7 protein-coding genes and 1 pseudogene (1 of these 8 only partly in view) are annotated in these 22,012 nt (G+C 45.3%); 5 read left to right on the top strand and 3 right to left on the bottom strand.

Annotation, left to right across the window (positions count from 1 at the left end):
• The 3 genes and pseudogenes from AAC854_RS01825 to AAC854_RS01815 all read left to right on the top strand — a co-directional run.
• Window positions 1-190 (top strand): annotated as a pseudogene (locus AAC854_RS01825) (IS982 family transposase); the annotation flags it as partial.
• 55 nt (window positions 191-245) lie between these two features.
• Entirely contained in the window at window positions 246-1,943 is a 1,698-nt protein-coding gene (locus tag AAC854_RS01820; RefSeq protein ID WP_340615643.1) for a beta-ketoacyl synthase N-terminal-like domain-containing protein, read from the top strand.
• A 21-nt stretch (window positions 1,944-1,964) separates the two neighbouring features.
• Complete coding sequence (locus AAC854_RS01815) at window positions 1,965-5,117, top strand: AMP-binding protein (protein WP_340615642.1); 3,153 nt, start codon at window positions 1,965-1,967, stop codon at window positions 5,115-5,117.
• 695 nt (window positions 5,118-5,812) lie between these two features.
• Here the strand turns inward: AAC854_RS01815 and tpx are convergent.
• Window positions 5,813-6,316 (bottom strand): thiol peroxidase, encoded by a 504-nt coding sequence (gene tpx, locus AAC854_RS01810; RefSeq protein WP_273547848.1) that lies wholly within the window; start codon window positions 6,314-6,316, stop codon window positions 5,813-5,815.
• 183 nt (window positions 6,317-6,499) lie between these two features.
• Between tpx and AAC854_RS01805 the strand changes: the two genes are divergently transcribed.
• Together AAC854_RS01805 and zntB are read left to right on the top strand one after the other, a co-directional pair.
• Entirely contained in the window at window positions 6,500-8,116 is a 1,617-nt protein-coding gene (locus AAC854_RS01805; protein ID WP_340615641.1) for a peptide ABC transporter substrate-binding protein, read from the top strand.
• Window positions 8,117-8,154: 38 nt separating this feature from the next.
• Complete coding sequence (gene zntB / locus AAC854_RS01800; protein ID WP_340615640.1) at window positions 8,155-9,138, top strand: zinc transporter ZntB; 984 nt, start codon at window positions 8,155-8,157, stop codon at window positions 9,136-9,138.
• 253 nt (window positions 9,139-9,391) lie between these two features.
• On the opposite strand, the gene panP is transcribed toward zntB, so the two are convergent.
• The gene (panP, locus tag AAC854_RS01795; protein ID WP_340615639.1) at window positions 9,392-11,065 is read right to left on the bottom strand and encodes a pyridoxal-dependent aspartate 1-decarboxylase PanP; all 1,674 of its coding nucleotides are present in this window, start codon (window positions 11,063-11,065) and stop codon (window positions 9,392-9,394) included.
• A gap of 144 nt (window positions 11,066-11,209) precedes the next feature.
• On the bottom strand, window positions 11,210-22,012 hold the 3' portion of the coding sequence (locus tag AAC854_RS01790; protein WP_340615638.1) for a non-ribosomal peptide synthetase. Its footprint extends 3,972 nt past the window's final position; 10,803 of the gene's 14,775 nt are visible here — the last part of the coding sequence; its start codon lies off the right edge, out of view; the stop codon is at window positions 11,210-11,212.

Here is a 22,012-nt window from a genome sequence, read left to right as displayed (position 1 = left end):
AATTGAAACCGTGATTGGTCAATTCGCCGGGCAATTTTCTCTCGAGAAGTGCTGGGCACGGGATTTGTGGCATTTGAGTAATCGAATAGCCAGAAAACTGCTTTCTCATACGTTGGGCATTTTTGCCAATTTTAAACAAGGTAAAAGTCAACGCGACTGGCTTCAACAAGCCAACGTCATAGGATGTTAAAGTCGAGCATCGCGTTAATTTATTAAAAAACAGTCTCGAAGATACTGAGTCAGATATCCACAATATAATCAGACTCAATGATAGCACTTTCGCAGCAGTACGTATTGCAAGTACGCTAGGTTTACAGGGACCAGCAATCTCTGTGCAATCGGCATGTTCTTCTTCACTAAGTGCAATACATGTAGGATGTCAGTCAATTTTATCAGGTGAATCGGAAATGGCATTGGTAGGAGCCTGCTCACTACTTCTCCCCCAACATCGTCGTTTTACTTGCCGAGATGGAGATATATTAGCTCATGATGGTATCTGTAGACCTCTCGATATTACTGCCACTGGGACAGTGGCAAGCTCAGGAGGTGCTGTATTTTTGTTAAAGCCAGCGCAATCAGCAATAAAATCTGGCAATAAAATCTATGCTGTTATAAAAGCTACCAGCCTCAATAATGATGGTGGAGGAAAATCCAGCTTCGGGGCACCTTCTGTTTTTGGTCAGAAGACTGTTATTGAAGAAGGACTATCAGTTGCTAATATCAATGCCAGCCAGCTGAGTTATCATGAATTACATGGCACAGCTACTTTACTGGGTGATCTAATTGAGATGGAAAGCACGTCAAGTGCATTTAACTTATCAATGACAGACAGTATCACGTTAGGTGCAATTAAATCTCAAATTGGTCATACTGATGCGGCCTCAGGTATGTTTGGCATAATCAATACCATTTATTCCCTTGTCCACAGATGTGTTCCACCAATTACAAATTTTAAACAACTCAATCCCAATCTAACACCTTTTATTGTTGGTTTTTCAAATCCACAACAGCAATCTCAATTAGGTGATGCAGAAATGCTTTTCGGCTCTACTAGCTCTTTTGGTATTGGAGGAACAAATGGGTTTGCTGTACTAGCTGTTAATAATATGTGTTCAGGTTGGTGTGAACCTTATCCAGAGCATTACTGGGAAAATGAACAGGAATGCTATATAACCCTGATGCCTACAAAACAAATAACACGAACACTACTTCAAACAGAAGATACTGAACAGCTAACAAATTTAGATATACTCAATATATTGGAAAAATTATTGGATGAAAAAATCACAGATACCACATTAAGTTTTTATGACATAGGTGGAGACTCTATCATTTTACTTGATTTCATTGATATAATTAAAAAAAGAACAAGAGTATCTCTTCCTCTAAATGAATTAATCTCCTATCCAATAATTAATGATTTAATAAGATATACTCTTCAAATGATCAATCAAGTTGAATCAATCACCATCAATAAAACAGAATCTTTTTCTTCTATGGATAGAAAACTTAATGATCAACAAAAGAATTTATGGCTTTATTCAAAAATGCATCCTCATTCTGATGCTATGAATATTGCTAATTTATTTGAAATTAATAGCTGTATTACTGAATTAGATATTAAGAAAAATGTGAGAAATTGGATAAAAAATCATCCAGTACTTAACTGCCAAATTAAAGAATTTTATCAACAATTGGTTTGGCAACCAGATCAGAGTGATATTGATATTGTTATGTATCCTAAAGCGAGTAAAGCTGTTGCCATTGGCAGAATGAAAAATATCCTGCTTACACCAATTTCAATTGAAGGGAAATTATCAAGGTTTGCTTTACATGAAATTGATGGCGGATGGCTCATAGGTTTATCTATTCATCATGCTATTATTGATGGAATTCACCTTGGTTCTTTAATTAAAACTCTTAGTGAAAGTTTTAACTCATAATTCACTGAAAAAGGAATAATAATGAAATTCAGAACATATAAAAGCTATTTTCGTATTTATGAAAGCATGAGTGAAAAATACTCTTTATTCATAAAGTTGATGACACATGTTGCAAGTAATTTAAAGACGGATCCTAAATCGATTAATATCAATGTCGCCTATGCTTTAAATTCTGGTAAAAAAGAAGAAAATATTAACTTCTCAGTTGTTCACCATAATGTCCAATGTTTTTCAAATATCACCACAATATCATTTGATGAAGCATATTCTAATAATCAAAAGACTGTACAAAAAACTATACTAGCTCCATCATGTTCCCCACCAGAAGATATTGATTTTTTTATTGGCTATGAAATACATAGGCCATTAGAAGGCATCAGAGAACATTCACTATTGCCGAGTTATGGTCAGCATAAATTCACAACTTATTTCCAACAGAAGTCTCGATATCTGGAACTAAATTTATGCGTCGATATGACATGTTTTGACGAAAGACAGATCACTCAATTCTTACACAAATTTAGTTATTCATTGTCTGTTGCTCAAATAGCGGAACATATCTCTATTGTTGACGGTCCCTATCTTTCACAAACATTTACAACAGAAAACATTGCAACCTATTTATTTAATTATTCCTTTAAAGAGTTTTCAGAAAAACCAGCATTACGTAATCATGAAATTTCATTAGATTATAAACAGCTATATCAACATATTTTAACTCTATCGGCTTATCTTAATATATTCTGTGATCAACACTTTGAAACCATTGCAATTGGTTGTAACCAAAAATTTCATACTATAATAGCTATTTTAGCTGCAATTTATGTTGGTAAACCTTTCGTTATTATTGAAAATAGCGATCAAAATAAGCGATGTAAGCACATTTTATCAAATATTTTAAATCCATTGATTGTCAACGATGATTTAATTAAAACTGCACTAACTGCTTCTATTGAGTTGACAGCACAAAAAAATATCATCTCCCGTTCACCTGATGATATCCTTTGTTATACTTTTACTTCTGGTACAACAGGACAACCCAAAGGTATTATCATCAAACACATCTCGCTGATAAATGCTATTTTAAATCGGCATCAATCAATTAATATCACCGCACGTGACACCTTATTACATAATATTTCTTTTACATTTGATCCTGCTTTATGGCAACTATTTGGTGCTCTTTTTTTTGGCGCACAATTAATTTTGCAAGAAGATGAAGAAACTTTAAATCCACTGCTAACTCTTGATCTGATGAATAAATATAAAGTTACTATTACTGATTTTGTTCCCTCAGTTTTGTCTAAGTTTATAACAACTCTTTCATCCAACACTGACCTAAAATACTTAAGAGTATTGTATGTAGGAGGCGAAGTATTTACACCCACACTATGTAATGCGATTAAACGAGTATGTACAGCTAGGATATTTAATATATATGGCCCATCAGAGTGTACTATTGATAGTCTAGCTTACGAAATTTTAGGACAAAATGAAGAAGATAACATCGCTATTGGTCAGCCTATTTCTAATTGCCAAGTTATGATTGTTGATCATCATGATGAACCTGCTAAACAAGGCGAAATTGGTGAATTGGTGATTAGTGGAATCAATGTCAGTGCTGGGTATCTAGACCACCTTTTAAATTCGGAACGATTTTTTGAATATAATGGTACGCTATTTTACCGTAGTGGTGACAGATGTGTATTGGAAAAAAATGGCTTTATTTATTTTGTTGGTCGAAAAGATCGACAAATAAAAATAAACGGAGTACGCATTGAGCTAGATGAAATTGAAAAGAAAATTATGTCCCTAGCATTTATAGAAACAGTTTTTGCAATATTCCAGCAAGGAATATTATCACTATATATAAAAAGTTATAGCACAGAAATCGATCATCATAAAACAGAAGCTATTCGTAATGTTTTGCCCAGATGTGCTTTAAATGCCAAAATTTTTTATTTATCAAACACTCCTTTAACTCAGGCAGGAAAATTAGATATATCAAAATTATCTGAGTATGTTTATAGAAATGAATCAAATGCTGAAATACCACAGATTTCTACTGAAGAAAGTACTCTGCAAACTACCAAGTTGCTCTTTAGTCGTTTATTGAAAAGAAATGAAATCGACTCCAATGATAATTTTTTTACATTAGGTGGAAATTCTCTACAGCTAATTGATATTATTATTTCCATTAAATCCAGCGAAGGAGTTGAAATTGAAATTTCAAATTTTGTTCAGTTACCAACGCCAAAACATCTCGCTACTCTTATTCAAACAGCAAAGTCCCCCAAACTCCAAAACTACTCTTTGCCTCAGAAACTACCACTAAGCAATGAAATGAAGCTACTAGCTCAAGAAAAACCATTAAGCTCAAGAGAACACCGTCTTTTCTTCACAATAAGATGCCAACTCAACGAAAAAGAATTAATCTTGCAAAAAATTAAGCTATTATCAGATCAAGTTTCTATATTTAAATATTATCTTAATAAAGAAAATAATATTATTAATTTAGCTTATAATGAAATAATTTCGACAATAACATGTTATAAAGATAACTTCATTGAATCTGCAAATGAAACACTGGATTCAATTTGGGATACTAATCAGAAGCTACCTTTATTCAGCCTAATAAAAAATGAATCCCAACATGTCCATGTGTATATCCATCGTTCCCTATTTGATGGTTTCACTGCAAATCTTCTCAACAACGCAATAACTCAAAACACTTTAACGTTAAGCGACGGATATGTAAATTATATAATTAGAACAAATACTCATGAAGTAATTGAAGACTATCGTAAATCTGCTTCTATTTTTATCCATAATTCAAAATCTATTCTAGATAAAAAATTAATCGAAAATGTAATTCAAGTGTCAGAAACATTAAATATTCCTGGGAATTTGAGAGAGGTGCTTTCGACTTTATGGCTCAGCCATTCGCAGAATTCGCAGAATCCACTTTATATCGGTATACTCACTACTAATCGCCACCATACAACAGATATGACATCTATAGGCAGGTATGTAAATATTGTTCCAATCATACTTACATGCTCATCAGATATTAGTTCTATTATGGAGTATGTATCTGCCTGGAAAACACCATACTATTTTGTACAACAAATGATAGCTAATGAATATGGCTTCAAATTCCTTTTGATTTTTTGATTAATCAAGAGATACGATCAGGTGGTAGCCATAGGTGGATTACCGATCATTCCACACATCAAAAATTAGAACATTTATCTAAAGTAATAATTACTAATTAACCTTATATCTTGATTATCACTTTTACAGAGCGATAATCTCCTGACTGATCATCAGGGATGCTGTTGTGAGTTTGTTACCATTAACCTGAACCTAGTCATTTAATAGAGTTCGGAGTTCAGAGTAAACCATAACAGCATATTCTTTATCGCCTTTAAGATTGAACGGTATCTTGTGCTTTAAGCATCTATTTTATAAGTCTAATCAGGGCGATATCTCCTATGTTTCTGACAAAGAGGATAACCTTATGTCTGATAACATCGTGGTCGGCATTGATATTGCTAAACACAAATTTGATGTCGCGGTTTGGGCTGGAAAAAATCATTACAAAACAAAGCATTTTCCAAATGACCTCTAGGGATTCGGTGCCTTCATTAATTGACTTCAATCCACCTCAACTTACCATTTTTGCATGGAAGCAACAGGGAGTTATGGAGCTCCGCTCGCACTTTATCTTTCAGATAAAGCCCTAATAAACTGGCGGCGATAAGTTCATTCATTGTGAACTTATCGCCGCCATGAAAATAAAAATTTATTATAAAACAATTAATTTGCTGTGCCGTAAAACAAAAGCAATATCATCAATAATAAAATAATTATTTTAATGCTGATAATGCGCTGTCATAGTCAGGTTCATTAGTGATTTCATCGACTAACTGACTATAAATAACTTGGTTATTTTCATTCAAAATAACAACGGCACGTGCGGTTAAACCACCCAATGGGCCTTCGGTTATTGCAACGCCGTAATCTTCCTGGAACTTTCCACCACGAAGTGTAGAAAGAGTAACAACGTTAGACAAACCTTCAGAACCACAGAAACGAGACTGAGCAAAAGGCAAATCTGCTGAAATGCACAATATAACAGTATTGTCCAACTCACTGGCAAGTTGATTGAATTTACGGACAGATGTGGCACAAACACCGGTATCGATGCTTGGGAAGATGTTAAGCACTTTACGTTTGCCTGCATATTGGCTCAATGCAACATCGGCAAGATCTTTAGCAACTAGAGTGAAGTCTTTCGCTGTCTGGCCTGCTTGTGGAAAATCTCCGTTAACGGTGATATCACTACCTTGGAACTTGACTGTTTGTGTCATGGTTTTCTCCCTCTATAAAATAAACTGCGCCGTCAGTGTAAAGGACCGCCAGTGTAAAGGAATAGTGCGATCTTGCCCACAAAAATAGACACAATATTCATGAAATCTTCAGGCTCCCGTTAATTAACAATGTCTTATAATATATTTTTAGGATAATTATTAGACTCATAAGGCAAAAGAATCATGCATCGTTTTTCGTTACTCTCCTCTGTATTACTGATGACCGGGCTTTCTTTTTCTGTTTCTGCCGCCCATGTTCCTGCCGGTACTCAACTTGATCCTCGTCAGGAATTGGTTCGTCAATTGAAAGATGAACCTGCATCGCTAGACCCGATAAAATCTTTCGGTTTAACTGAGGCACAAATATTGCGTGATCTGTTTGAAGGTCTGGTAAATCAAGATGCTCATGGTCAAACCATTCCGGGCGTTGCTACTGACTGGAAAACAACAGATAACAAAACATGGATATTTACACTTCGTCATGATGCCCGTTGGTCTAATAGTGACAGTGTCACAGCCTCTGATTTTGTTTATAGCTGGCAGAGATTGGTCAATCCTGCCAATGCTTCTTCTTTTTCCTGGTTTGCTGCCTTATCAGGTATTCAGAATGCACAAGAAATCATTGATGGAAAATTATCGCCGGAAAAATTGGGTGTAGAAGCCATCGACCCTTATACGTTAAAAGTGAGTCTGGATCGGCCTGTGCCTTATTTTCCCAGCATGACAACCAACTTTAGCCTCTATCCGGTCAATAAGCAGAGCGTCGAAAAATATGGCAATGATTGGACCCGGGTAGGGAACTTGGTTGGTAATGGTGCATTTATGTTAACGGGGCGGGTTGTGAATGAAAAAATTGTCCTGAAGCCAAACCCCTATTATTGGGATAACAAAAATACGGTACTGACAAAAGTTACCTTTATGCCCATCAATCAGGAATCTCATGCAACCAAACGTTATCTGGCGGGAGATCTGGATATTACGGAGTCTTTCCCTAAGAACATGTACCAGAAATTGTTGCGGGAACTTCCGGGGCAAGTTTTCACGCCGGATCAGTTGGGAACATACTACTATGCTTTTAACACAAAACGGGCACCAACAAATGATGTTCGGGTGAGACAAGCACTTTCCATGGCAATAGACAGGAACTTAATTGCGAAAAAAGTAGTGGGTACGGGAGAAAAACCGGCATGGCGTTTTACCCCTGATGTGACGGCAGGCTTCCGGCCAGAGAAAAGCAGGCAGGAAACATTCACTCAACAGGAACTCGATAATCAGGCGAAGGCATTGTTGAAAGCTGCCGGATATGGCCCTGAAAATCCATTAAAAATATCATTACTTTATAACAATCTGGAAAACAACCAGCGGATAGCGATCGCCATTAGCTCAGAATGGAAGAAAAAATTGGGCGTGGAGGTGAAATTAGTTAACCAGGAGTGGAAAACCTACGTTGATAACCGTAACACGGGTAATTTCGATGTGGTCAGGGCGTCCTGGACCGGGGATTATAACGAACAATCAAGTTTCCTGTCTCTTTTGACATCCGCTCACAGTGGCAATATCGCGAAATTCCACAATGCTGATTATGATGCGTTGCTTAAAGCCGCAAGTTATGAAACTGACGATGCAATCAGGAACCGCGATTACAATCAGGCAGAAAAAATGATCGCAGAACAAGCGCCCATTGTTCCGATTTATCAATATACCAATGGTCGGTTGATCAAAACGTGGTTAAAAGGATACCCGATCACCAATCCTGAAGATGTGGCCTATAGTCATAACATGTATATCATCAAGCACTAAACTAAGTACCAAAAGATCAGTACGAACAAGGAGCAGATGTGGAAACGATCTATGGCTCAGTATTCAAAGGCTCAAATGCCATTTATTCCTGCCAGTTGAATGGCAAAGGGGGGATGGTGACATTTGGGGAAAATTCACTCGCCACCACAGAACAGCCATTTTGGCAACATCTTGACTATAAAAATCAGGAGAGCCAACAATGGCTGACGAATACCACGTTGTTAACCCTTCCTGTCAAGGAAGGATTAATGAATGAAAGTATTCGGCCGAAGGTGCTGCGCACGGGTGAAGGCACTTTGATTACGTTGAGATCAGTGAACCGCAATGATAATGCGCGGCCTGATCATTTAGTTTCGTTCCGCATCTATGTTAATGACAGAATTATTATCTCCAGTCGTCATCGGAAAATTCATTCCATTGATCAAGTTTTGGATGATTTACACAATGGCGTTGGTGCAAAAAGTACAGGGCACTGGTTGGTTGAAATCGCCGGAGCAATGACTGATGAAGTGAATGATTTTATCGAAGAGCTGCATGATAACCTGATTGAACTTGAGGATAATATTTTAGAGCAAAAAGTGCCTGGTCGTGGGGAGTTGGTATTGCTGCGCAAACAATTAATCGTCCTGCGCCGGTATATGGCACCTCAACGTGATGTTTTCATTCGTTTAGCCAGTGAGCGGTTACCGTGGATGAGTGACGAAGAACGTCGCTTAATGCAGGAAATTGCCGATCGCTTGGGGCGAGGCTTGGATGATCTTGATAGTTGTATCGCCCGGACTGCGGTTCTTGCTGATGAAATAGCATCTATGATGGCAGATGCCATGAATCGTCGCTCTTACATAATGTCTCTGTTGGCAATGATATTCTTGCCAACAACTTTTTTGACAGGGTTATTTGGTGTCAATCTGGGTGGGATACCCGGCAATACCTATCAGTTTGGGTTCGGCTTATTCAGCCTTTTCTTATCTGTATTGATAGTCATTTTCGCTTGGTGGTTAAGGCGCAGTAAGTGGTTATAGGAAATGTGGTTATAGATAATGCAGTTATATGGCGGTAGGAAAAAATAGTGGCATCAACTTTGAGATATATCAATAACCTCATCCCACAAGCAGGGCATTATGACTCTCGCAGGTGAATGCAACGTTGAGCGATAAACGTTGTGCTCCATAATTGTAGTTTTTCTCATACTGAGCTTTATACAGAATAATTGACCATTATTATGCCGATGTTAGTGTTAGCATCGGCTATTTTTTCTGTCCTCAGCCCATACCCTTAACTGACCAAATCCTGTAGCGTTTGCCAGAACGGGCTTTGTCGCGCGAGCTGTCGCTGTTCTTCAAGCATATCTTCAAGTATTTCCGGGGTCGTCAATGGATTTGCCAGTACAACACGCAAAACTGTTGTTGGTTGTCGATTCCATTGCACTGGGTTGATAGAGGTACGGGAGACAAAGGATTTTCCCGCAGTCCACTGCATAGCCTGAATATTTTGGTTAAGTGCATTAAGTACGTCATGCAGTTTTTGCTTCACCGATTCCGGGCCTTCGCGTAATGTTTGTAACGCCATTGGTGGCACGTATCGGTAGGTCAAAAGACAAAGTTGGGGTTCACTGATTAACTCGAAGTCTTCCTGCTGGCGGATGAGATCTGCAAATTGCCGTGCTTTCTCGATGCTTGCATCTATCAGGTGAGCTAATCCCTGTCTGCCGAGCAGATGGAAGTTACTGTGCAGCATAAGCGACATCGCGCTGCGTGAGCCTTCTAAAGTATGGCGTCCGAGGTCTTTCGAGCCTTTACGGACAATGTAATTGGCATGCTGGGCAATGGCATCGGTCAGGGTAGGCTGACGGAACAGCACCATACCGGCTCCCATCGGCACATACATTTGTTTATGCGCATCAATTGTCACAGTATCGGCACGTGCGATACCGTCGAATAAATGTCGATAGCGTTCTGACAACAAACTCGCTCCACCCCAAGCGGCATCAACATGGAAATGACACTGTTCCTGTTCAGCAATGTCCGCCAGAATATTCAGCGGATCGATAGAACCCGTTTCTGTGGAGCCGGCTATCCCGACAATAGCCATGGGCTTGATATTGCGTTGATGCAAATTCTGCAATTGTGTGAGCAGGGCATCAATGCAGATCCGGCCATTTCTGTCGGTAGCGACTTTTACCAGCGCATCTTGTCCCAAACCGAGCACATCCACGGTTTTTTTCAGTGAATAGTGTCCCAATTCCGAGACCAGAATCGCGAGCCTATTATAACCATAATGAATGAGTCCTCTGGCTAAGCCTTCACGGGCAAGGCCGGCAAAATCTCCATCGGCTGGCATAAGCTGATTCCGGCATGCCCACATGGCAGTCAAATTAGCCAGCGTTCCCCCAGAACAAAAAGTTGCCAGCGCATGACTGCCGTTATGGAGCCACTGCTGATAGAAATCGTCGTCGCGGTTGTATACCACTTTGTGCATCATACCCAGCACTTGACGCTCCAGTGCGGTTAAAACATGTGATGTTTCCAGTTTGACCAGATTCTGGTTGAGCGCTGTCAATATTTTGCCAAGTGCAGGTAAATGCTTAGGCAGAGCCGATGTCATGTGACCAACAAATGTTGGTGATGATACGGGGACGACATGGTTAAAAATGTCTTCGCTTAAATGCCGGGCGTATGTCCCGGTATCAACCGGAAGTTCAGGAATAATCACCGAAGTAAACTGTTTTTCAAGCTCCGTCAATTCTTGTATCGGCTTGTTTAACTCGCGCTGACAATAAGTGACAGGGTCACCAGCAATATTTGTTTCCAGTTCGAGCAGTCCTTCCTCACCAGCATGGGGGATAAACTGGTCGAGCAGCGCTTGCCATTCTTGCCCATCCGGACAGGAAGTGTGAGGAGCACGCTTATCCGCCTCATCGTGATTCAGGCTGTCAAGAAGATACAGCATAGTTTGCCTCTTTAGCGTCACGAATAATATCGTTCATGTTTTGCTCATACATACGATTTTGCAACTTTACAGTGATTAATGAATAAATGCCAAACCTGAATAAACCGTCATTTAACCGCCCTGACTCAGGGCGGTTTGAATAAATCAGTAAGGTTTTCTCTTTCCGAACAAGAACGCAGAATTTGGGTTATTGGTGTAATCCAGTGTCTGCCATAGCTGAGTCAGCCAGTGTCCAACCTGTGGTGTGGACAACATGGTCATATGATTACCGGGAGCAAGCATCGTGTTCAGTTTAGCAACGTGAGTGCTCCACTGGGTTTCGCGGGTTTTCCTTTCATCAATATCCCCGTTCTCTGCACTGATCAGGTGAACAAGTCCCTCATAACGTGTACGGGGAATATAGCGGGTGTTCAGGTTGGCCTGCATAACGCGGATGACTCCCTGTAGCAGTGATATTGGCGTTTTGACCGGGAAGAGACCGGCTTTCACCAAGGCACTGTGTAGGAATTGGATCTGTTCATCCGGCTCCAGATGATCAAAATCTTGTCTGGTGAGCGGAAGGGGCTGGTTTAATATCATATCGTAGATATCAATCAACTCCATGATCGTTTCAATATAATTGGTTGACTTGCGGGCGCTGCCTTGCTGGTCAGGTTCATCAGTATCGATAAGAATGAGGTCGGAGACTTGTTCCCCCTCAGCCTGTAATTGTAAAGCCATCTCAAAAGCAATCCAGCCACCAAAAGAATGCCCTAGCAGGTGATAAGGGCCATGAGGCTGGGTTTCACGGATAACCTGAATATAGGCACGGGCAGCGCCTTCAACGCTGGTATAAGGATAATTATGCTCGACGGTAAAGCCACGTGCCTGTAAAGCGTATATCGGGAGTGGCTGTGGGAATGACAGTGCCAGTTCGAGCAAACTGGAAGGACTGGCCCCCGCACCGGGCATGCAGAATAGCGGCGATACCGATTTAGATCCCAGTTGAATGATAACGCGTGGATCAAAAACAGGAACGGCCCGCACGTGTTCGGTGATTGAATCCGCTATCTGATTCAGTAAAGGAGGGTGCATCATGGAAAAATGCGTCCCGCCGATCGTGTGGAGTTCTGAATTTTGGCCGGCAATATCATGCCAACCCCGCCAAATATCCCCGTTGTTTAACTCATCTGCTGTATAAAGATGGATAGGTAAGGATGATTTCGGCGCGTTATAGTCCTGACCAAGCTGCGTAATCAGCTCAGCAGTATATAAACGAATGAGGACATCTTCTCGTGTGATATTAGCCGGCAACCATTGGTGTGCTATGCAGTGATCAATCACCTGCTCCAATGTGCTGAGTTTGTACAGCTCTGCCAATACCTGTTCGTCTTTAACACGTTCGTGAGTACGCAGTGAGTCAATGATGAACTCAATTTGTCCTGCTTCCTTATCTACAGGCTGGTCAGTAATCATTGACAGTTCATCTCTCTCTTCAGAAAAACTGTTATTGGCATGATGATAAGAATCAATCAGCCCGAGAAACTCTACCGTCTCTCCGTCACTCGTAAGTTGCTGAGCTATTTCATAGGCAATCAAGCCACCAATTGACCATCCGGCCAGACGATACGGACCTTGTGGCTGGAGACGACGGATTGCCTGAATGTGACTGGCCGCAAGCTCCTCAATTGACACCGGTGGATGCTCAAGTGTGTGAATGCCAAGCGCCTGCAACGCATAAACGGGGAGTTCTGGTGGCAGTAAGGCCGCCAGTGGTGAATAAACCAAAGGATCACCGGAAGTTTCATGCACCAGAAATAGGGGTGGCAAAGAACCAGCCGGGCTTAATGGTACGGGGTTCGCATCAAAAGGCGATACAGGTAGAGCAGCAAGGTGCTCACTGGCAGCCAGAGCCAGTGAGCACAACGTCGGGTGTGCGAACAAAGCGGTCAGCGGAACTTCCATGTCTTGTTCACGCATACGATTCAATAGTTGTACCGCGAGCAATGAGTGACCGCCAAGCTCAAAGAAATGATCATAGCGGCCGATTCGTTCCAGTCCCAATAAATCTTGCCAAATCTGAGCCAGAGTTGTCTCAGTTTTCCCCATCGGGGCAGCATAACCACGTACTACAATAGCGGACGAATCAGGGGCAGGGAGCGCCTGACGATCAAGTTTACCGTTGGGTGTCAATGGGAAAGCCTCTAACGTTACAAAGGCGCTGGGTATCATGTACTCAGCGAGATGTTGGGTGAGTTGCTGGCGCAGTTCGGCCGGCACTAATTCAATACCTGTCTGAGGCAGCAAATAAGCGACCAGTCGTTTTTGCCCCCCTGTTTTTTCATAACCTGTTTTCTTATAAAAAGCATCTTCGCGGGCAATAACCACGGCTTCGCGCACACCGTAACACTGTGCAAGCCGGGTTTCTATTTCACCGAGTTCAATTCGGAAGCCACGCAATTTGACCTGAAAATCATTGCGGCCGAGGTATTCGATATTACCATTGGGTAGCCAACGGCCGAGATCGCCGGTCTTATACATGCGGGCATCCGAATCTGAGGAAAACGGGTCGGCCAGAAAACGTTCAGCGGTAAGCTCAGGGGAGTTCAGGTAGCCACGGGCAACCCCTGCACCAGCGATATGGATTTCACCTGTGACACCAAGGGGAACCGGTTGACCATACGGATCAAGGATATAAATCTGAGTATTGGCAATTGGACGCCCGATCGGAATAGAGCGGGTAACATTAACGGGTGATGCAATAGTATAAGTTGCAGCAAACGTTGTAGTTTCTGTTGGGCCGTATCCGTTAATGAGATGTGCGGGTTGTGACTCAGCTAACTGCACACGTTGGATTTTCTTCGGATCGAGAACATCGCCACCGACAAGCAGATAGCGTAACTGTCCAAATAAAGGGGTGAGCATATCGAGATACTCGTTGAATAAGCCTGCGGTTAACCATAGGGCGGTCACTTGCCCCTTGATGAGTGAATCACAAAAACGCACCGGATCAAGCAGTACGGATTGTGAAACCACATGCAAACGCCCACCGTTTAACAGGGCTGACCAAATTTCCCAGGTCGATGCGTCAAAAGCAATATTGGCACAATGGGCTACGCAGTCATTCACACCGATATCCGCATAAGCGTTATTGATAACCAACCGGTTAACACTGCGGTGCTCAACCATTACCCCTTTGGGTTGCCCTGTCGAGCCGGACGTGTAGATCACATATGCCAGATGGCGTGAAGTCAGCCCCAACATTCGGGCTTCCGGATTGTGCTCCGGTTGTCCCTCCAGAGAAATATCTTGTATATCAAGTAATAACATAGACACAGTGTCATGCAGTCTGTCGCTCTGTGCTGCCTGAGTCAGTAATACTACGGGGACGGCATCTTCGAGCATATATACCAGCCGTTCAGTGGGATAGGCCGGATCAAGCGGAACATAGGCACCACCCGCTTTAAGGATGCCGAGTAAACCCACAATCATTTCGGGGCTGCGTTCGAGACAAATGGCGACCCGATCATCAGGACGCACACCCAATGCAATCAGATGATGAGCCAGACGATTGGCGCGACGGTTGAGTTCGCCATAGCTAATGATTTGATCGCCAAACATCACCGCAATAGCGTCAGGGCGTTGTGCCGCCTGAGCCTCAAATAGCTGGTGGATTAAGGCATCCTGCGGAAAATGCGTCTGAGTGGCGTTGAAGTTCACCAACAATTGTTGGTGTTCTGATTTCGGTAGCATTGGCAGAGTGGCAATGGCTTGCGTTTCATCAGCCGCCATCGCTGCCAGTATATTTGTCAGATAACCAACCATACGCTCAACGGTAGTAGAGTCGAACAAATCAGCCGCATAGGCCAGAGCACCAGCCAAACCAGCTTCAGTTTCGGCTAATGATAATGTCAAATCAAAGTGAGTGCTATGGTGCATTTGTTCAAATGGTGTGAACTGTAGTTCAGGTAAAGCCAGTTCTTGAGCCGGCGTGTTATTTAAGGCCAGCATCACCTGAAAGATTGGGCTGTAACTGAGGCTGCGCTCAGGCTGTAGTGCTTCCACCACCTGTTCGAAAGGCAAATCCTGATGGGCATAGGCCGCGAGCGCCTGCTCCCGGACCTGTGCAAGCATATCAGCCACACTGAGTCCATCATAGAATTTGATGCGCAGGGCCAGCGTGTTGACAAAGAAACCCATTATTCCTTCAAGTGCATGATGTGGGCGATTGGCCACCGGCGTACCAATCACAATATCATCCTGACCACTGAGTCGGGCAAGCACGATACTCCATGCACTCAGCACAGTCATAAACAAGGTGGCGTTATGGCGTTGTCCCAGTCCTTTAAGTGATGCCAGTAATGTAGCATCAAGATGGAAGGGAACCTGATCGCCAACATAAGTTTGTACCGATGGACGTGGGCGATCAGCAGGCAGTGTCAGTAACGCTGGTGCGCCCTCAAGTTGGGTACACCAGAAATCACGTTGTTCAGCGAGGGCAGCCCCTTGCAATTGTTCATGTTGCCAGACGGCATAATCAGCATACTGAACGGACAATGGCGGTAAAGGATCATCGTGGTTATACAGGGCAGCACGGTAGAAGATACCCAGTTCGCGTACTAATACACCAATAGACCAGCCATCAGTGATAATGTGATGCAGGGTGAGCAGTAACACATGCTCCTCATCGGTCAGTTGCAGCAGTTGACCGCGAATAAGTGGCCCCTGAGCAAAATCAAAGGGCGTTTTCGCCTCAAGATCAGCAAGTTCAGTCACATGGCGGGTATGAAGAGCCGGATCAAGCTGACGCAGGTCATGGCAGGACAGGGCGAAGCCGATATCAGCAGGATCGATATGTTGGCAGGGTTGGCCTTCCACCAGAACAAAACGGGTACGCAAACTCTCATGGCGGGCAACCAGACGATCAAATGCCATGGTCAAAGCCTGACGATTGAGCGAACCGGTCAGGCGCAGTGCGGAAGGAAGATGGTAAGCCAGACTCGCCGCAGGATCGAGTTGTCCCAGAAACCACAAACTCTGTTGGGCAAAAGACAAAGGTAATGGCTGGCTCCGGTCAGCAACAGGGATAAGGGCCTGAGTCGTTGCAGCCGCGTCAGTAATGGTATGGGCCAAATCCATCAGGATAGGTTGGGCAAAGAGTTGTTGTAACGGCAACTCCCGGGCCAGCGCCTGACGTATACGTGCAACGAGCTGAACGGCCAGCAGGGAATGACCACCGAGTTCAAAGAAGTGGTCATGGCGTCCAACCCGTTCCAGTCCCAGCAACGCTTGCCAGATCTGCGCCAGAACGGTTTCGGTTTCACCGACAGGTGCTGCATAACCACGCGTCACTACGGCAGATGAATCCGGGGCAGGAAGCGCTTTACGGTCAAGTTTCCCGTTAGGTGTTAACGGGAAAGCCGCTAACATGACAAAAGCACTGGGCAGCATATACTCGGCAAGATGTTGGGTGAGTTGCTGACGCAGTTCAGCGGGAACCAGCTCAACCCCCTCCTGTGGACGCAGATAAGCGACCAGACGTTTCTGATCCGGCTCATCTTCGCGGGCAAGAACAACCGCATCACGCACCCCGTGACACCGCATCAGTTGGGCCTCGATTTCACCCAACTCAATACGGAAACCGCGTATTTTGATCTGAAAGTCATTGCGGCCGAGGTATTCAAGATTGCCATCAGGCAGCCAGCGTCCGAGGTCGCCGGTTTTGTACATACGGGCATCGGGGATCGCGGAGAACGGATCGGAAAGAAAACGGCTGGCAGTGAGTTCAGGACGGTTCAGATAACCACGGGCAACCCCCGCGCCAGCGATATGGATTTCCCCTGTTACGCCAAGGGGAACAGGCTGACCATATTGGTCAAGAATATAGATTTGTGTGTTGGCTATCGGGCGACCGATGGGGGGCAACGTTGGCCAGTGGTCACTCTCCCTGTCCAATATATAGGAGGTCGCAACATGGCTTTCCGTCGGGCCATAGTGATTGTGTAACTGGCAGTTGCCAGCCCGTTGCAGGAAACGCTGAATGGCGGGTGTAATGCGCAATTGCTCACCGGCAGTAATAATATGGGCCAGACAGGAAAAGTCGTCATCACTGTTGCTGGCGGCTTCTGCAAGATGCTGGAGGGCGATGTAGGGCAGGAAAATACGATCTATTCGTTTTTGCTGAATTAACCGGAAGAGCTGCTGAGGCTCCCGACGCATGGTTTCATTAATCAGAACCAGACCGCCGCCTTCACACAGGGTGGTAAATATTTCCTGAAAGGCGACATCAAATCCCAGCGCGGCAAATTGCAGGGTCTTACCGGTTCCAGCGGGATGTGAAGGCGCCTGACGGTGCCATTGCAGCAGGTTTGACAAGGCCGCCAGCGGCATTTCTACCCCTTTGGGTAATCCGGTCGAGCCTGATGTGTAGATCACATAGGCCAGGTGATGTGATGCCAGCCCCAATGCCTGTGTGTCCGGGTTATGGATTGGCTGTTCAGACAGATAGATTTGGGGGGCATCGAGTAACACGGTAGTGTATCCGGCGGCAGGCACGGCATGGTTCAATGTATCAGCAAGCGTTGTCTGGGTAAGTAAAGCTACCGGTGCTGAATCCCTGAGCATATACGCCAGTCGTTCGGTCGGGTAGGCGGGATCGAGCGGGACATAAGCACCACCGGCCTTGAGAATGGCGAGTAACCCCACTACCATCTCCGGACTGCGTTCAACACAAATCGCCACCCTTTCATCCGGCCTTACACCCAGCGCAATCAGATGATGCGCCAAACGGTTAGCGCGGCGGTTGAGTTCGCCATAGCTCATAGTTTGATCACCAAACATCACGGCTGTCGCATCAGGCTGCCGGGCGGCCTGAGTTTCAAACAGTGAGTGAACTAAGGTGTTTTGTGGTCTGTCGGTCTGAGTGGCATTGAAATTCACCAACAATTGTTGTTTTTCCGATTCCGGCAGCATCGGCAGAGCAGCAATCGCCTTCGTCTCATCAGAAGCCATCTCAGCCAGTATATTTGCCAGATAGCCAGTCATACGTTCGGCTGTTGTGAAATCAAACAGGTCAGCGGCATAAGCCAGAACGCCAACCAAACCAGACTCAGTTTCGGTGAGTGATAACGTTAAATCAAAATAGGCGCCATGATGTGCCTGCCCAATTGATGCGAGCTGTAAACCGGGTAATACTAGCTTCTGGGCTGGTGTGTTATTTAACGTCAGCATCACCTGAAAGATTGGGCTGTAACTGAGGCTGCGCTCAGGTTGTAATGCTTCCACTATTTGCTCAAAAGGCAGATCCTGATGGGCATAGGCCGCGAGTGCCTGCTCCCGAACCAGTGCGAGCAAGTCAGCAACGCTGAGCTTATTATTGAGCCTGACACGCAAAGCCAGCGTATTGACAAAGAAACCAATCAATCCTTCAAGTTCATTATGTGGGCGGTTGGCAACGGGGGTGCCAATCACAATATCATCCTGACCACTGAGTCGGGCAAGCACGATGCTCCATGCGCTCAGCACAGTCATAAACAAAGTGGCGTTATGGCGCTGTCCCAGCCCCTTAAGTGATGCCAGTAATGTGGCATCAAGATGGAAGGAAACCTGGCTGCCAACATAAGTTTGTACCGATGGACGCGGGCGATCAGTCGGCAGTGCCAGTAAAGCCGGAGCACCCTCAAGCTGGGTACACCAGAAATTACGCTGTGCAGTCAGTGTCGCCTCTTGCCGCCAGCCACGTTGCCAGACGGCATAATCGGCGTATTGAATGGGCAGCGGAGGTAAGGGATCATCATGGCCGTCAAGGGCCGAACGGTAGAAAACCCCCAGCTCGCGCACCAGCACACCAATAGACCAGCCGTCAGTGATAATGTGATGCAGGGTAAGCAGTAACACATGCTCCTCATCGGTCAGTTGCAGCAGTTGACCGCGAATAAGCGGACCCTGAGCAAAATCGAAGGGGGTTCGGGCTTCGGTATCAACAAGTTCAGCGACACGGCTGGCGTGCAAATCGGGATCAATCTGGCGCAGGTCATGGCAGGACAGAGAAAAACCGATATCGGCAGGGTCGATGTGTTGGCAGGGTTGCCCTTCAACCGACACAAAGCGGGTACGCAAGCCTTCATGACGGGCAATCAGACGATCAAGGGCAGTAATCAAAGCCTGACGATTAAGCGAACCGGTCAGGCGCAGTGCCGCAGGGATGTGATAGGCCAGACTGGCGGCCGGATCGAGTTGTCCCAGAAACCACAGACGCTGTTGGGCAAATGACAGAGGCAGCGGCTGGCTGCGATCAGCGACGGGGATAATGGCTTGCGTCGTTGTGGCAGCCTCAGTAATTGTGTGAGCCAGCGCCATCAGGATCGGTCGGTCGAAGATCTTCTGTAATGGCAACTCTCGCGCCAACACTTGACGAATGCGTGCTACAAGCTGGACGGCCAGCAGGGAATGACCTCCGAGTTCGAAGAAATGGTCATTACGGCCAATTTGCTCCAGTCCCAATAAGTCTTGCCAGATTTGTGCCAAAGAGGTTTCTGTTTCACCGACTGGCGCTGCATAGCTGCGTGTTACCACCGCAGATGAATCCGGGGCAGGGAGTGCCTTACGATCAAGTTTACCATTGGGCGTTAATGGGAAAGCTTCAAGCATCATAAAAGCACTGGGCAACATATATTCAGCGAGGTGCAGGGCGAGTTGCTGACGCAGTTCAGCGGGAATCAGTTCAACACCATCCTGTGGCCGCAGATAGGCAACCAGCCGCTGCTGATTCGGTTCATCTTCGCGGACAATTATTTCTTCTCGGACAACAACGACGGCTTCACGTACTCCGTGACACCGCATCAGTTGGGCCTCGATTTCACCCAGTTCAATCCGGAAGCCGCGCAGTTTGACCTGAAAATCATTGCGACCGAGATACTCGATATTGCCATCAGGCAGCCAACGGCCGAGATCGCCGGTTTTGTACATACGGGCGTCTGGATTTGCAGAGAAAGGATCGTTAAAGAAACGTTCAGCGGTCAGCTCAGGACGATTCAAATAGCCACGGGCAACCCCTGCACCAGCAATATAGATTTCACCTGTTACGCCAAAAGGAACAAGCTGACCGTGAGTATCGAGAATATAGCTTTGGGTATTGGCGATGGGGCGGCCAATCACCGAAGCCTCGGGTATGCCGGGCGTCGCGCTGTATTCATACCACGTAGCATCACCATTAATTTCAGACGAGCCATAAAAATTCAGTAGCCGAATCCAGGGGTATTCTGCCACCACCTGCCGTGCCAGTTCAGGGGCAAGCCGTTCTCCGCTGCAAATCAATGTCCTGATTGATTTCAGGTAATGACCATTATCATTACGATCCCGTATCAGGAGCTTCAATAGTGAAGGTACGACCACCAAAAGGTTAACATCAAAGTGCTGCAAGCCTTCACAGAAACGAACAGGATCTTTCACTTCATGGTTGTTGAAAACCACCAGCTTACCGCCAGCCAGCAACGTGCCCAGTGTTTCCGTGATCGAATCGACAAAGCTGATGCTGGTTTTCAGCGCTGTGGTCAATGAGGATGTTGCGATATCACGCACGAACCACAACAACCGGTTGCACAAAGCCCGGTGGCTACTCATTACGCCTTTGGGGATACCTGTTGAACCGGACGTATAAACAACATAGGCCAGATGGTGAGCAGCCAGATCCGGCACTTCCGGGTTATGTTCCGGCTGTGTTTCCATAAACGGTTCTTGGGTGTCGAGCATGACGATGGGTATAGAATCTGTAGACTCAGGGCCGATACATGTATTCAGATCGATAAATGTAGTATTCAGGCCCCCCGTTTGCTGAATTGCTTGTTGGGTCAGCAGCACTACGGGGGCGGAATCCTCAAGCATATAAACCAGCCGTTCAGTGGGATAAGCCGGATCAAGCGACACATAAGCACCGCCGGCCTTGAGAATACCAAGCAGCCCCACCACCATCTCCAGACTGCGTTCGACAAATATCGCTACCCGATCGTCCGGCCTTACACCCAGCGCAATTAAATGATGTGCTAAACGGTTGGCACGGCGATTCAGCGCTTCATAGCTGAGTAATTGTTCTCCACATACCATTGCAATATCAGTGGGATGACGTGCGGCTTCAATTTCAAATAATTGATGGATCAAAACATCTTGTGGGAAGTCTGTCTGGGTAGCGTTGAAATCCACCAACAGTTGTTGTTGCTCCGCAGCCGGCAAAATCGGCACTTGCAGAATGGGTTGTTGCGGATCATGGGCTAAGGCATCAATCAGCCCACTGATAGCAGTGATTAGATATTGAGTCACGCGGGCAGGGTCGATCCCGGGTACAGTTTGAGCCATCAGATGGAAACCCAATCCCAGATCATCCACTGACAGGGTGATGGGATAGTTGGTTCGTTCCTCAGCAGCCAGAATACGCATCCCTGTCCACGCCGTGTCAGCGGCTTCGGTTTCACTGGCCTGACTGTGGCGATAATTCAGCAAAGCACTGAACAGCGGCATGGGTTGTGCCACACCACTGCATCGTTGTGCCAGCGCCAACGGTGCCTGTTCATGTTCCAGCAATGTTGTCAGATTGCGATAGGTGGCCTGTATGACTTCCCGCACACTGCGTCCTGTCAGGGAAATCCGCATCGGCAGGGTATTGATGAACATACCCAGTGTTCGTTTAACCCCTGAAATTCCCTGTAGGCGGCCCAATAATACCGAACCAAAGACCACATCGTCGTGACCGCTGGTATGTGCCAACACCTGTGCCCAGGCGACATGGAACAGTACGCTGGGGCTGACACCCAGACGACGGGCCTGCGCGCGAATATTCTTCGCCAAAGCGGGATCGAGCGGGAGACGGGATTCGTTGATGGCGCTGCTATCGCTGTGTACTTTGAGTATCCCGAATGGTGCTGTTGGCTCAACAACATCGGCAAGTTGGGTGCGGAAATAGTCTTCATGCACTGT

This window comes from Xenorhabdus entomophaga (assembly GCF_037996725.1).
In the GTDB taxonomy this organism is placed as follows: domain Bacteria; phylum Pseudomonadota; class Gammaproteobacteria; order Enterobacterales; family Enterobacteriaceae; genus Xenorhabdus; species Xenorhabdus khoisanae.
This window is presented reverse-complemented; position numbering and strand designations above follow the sequence as displayed.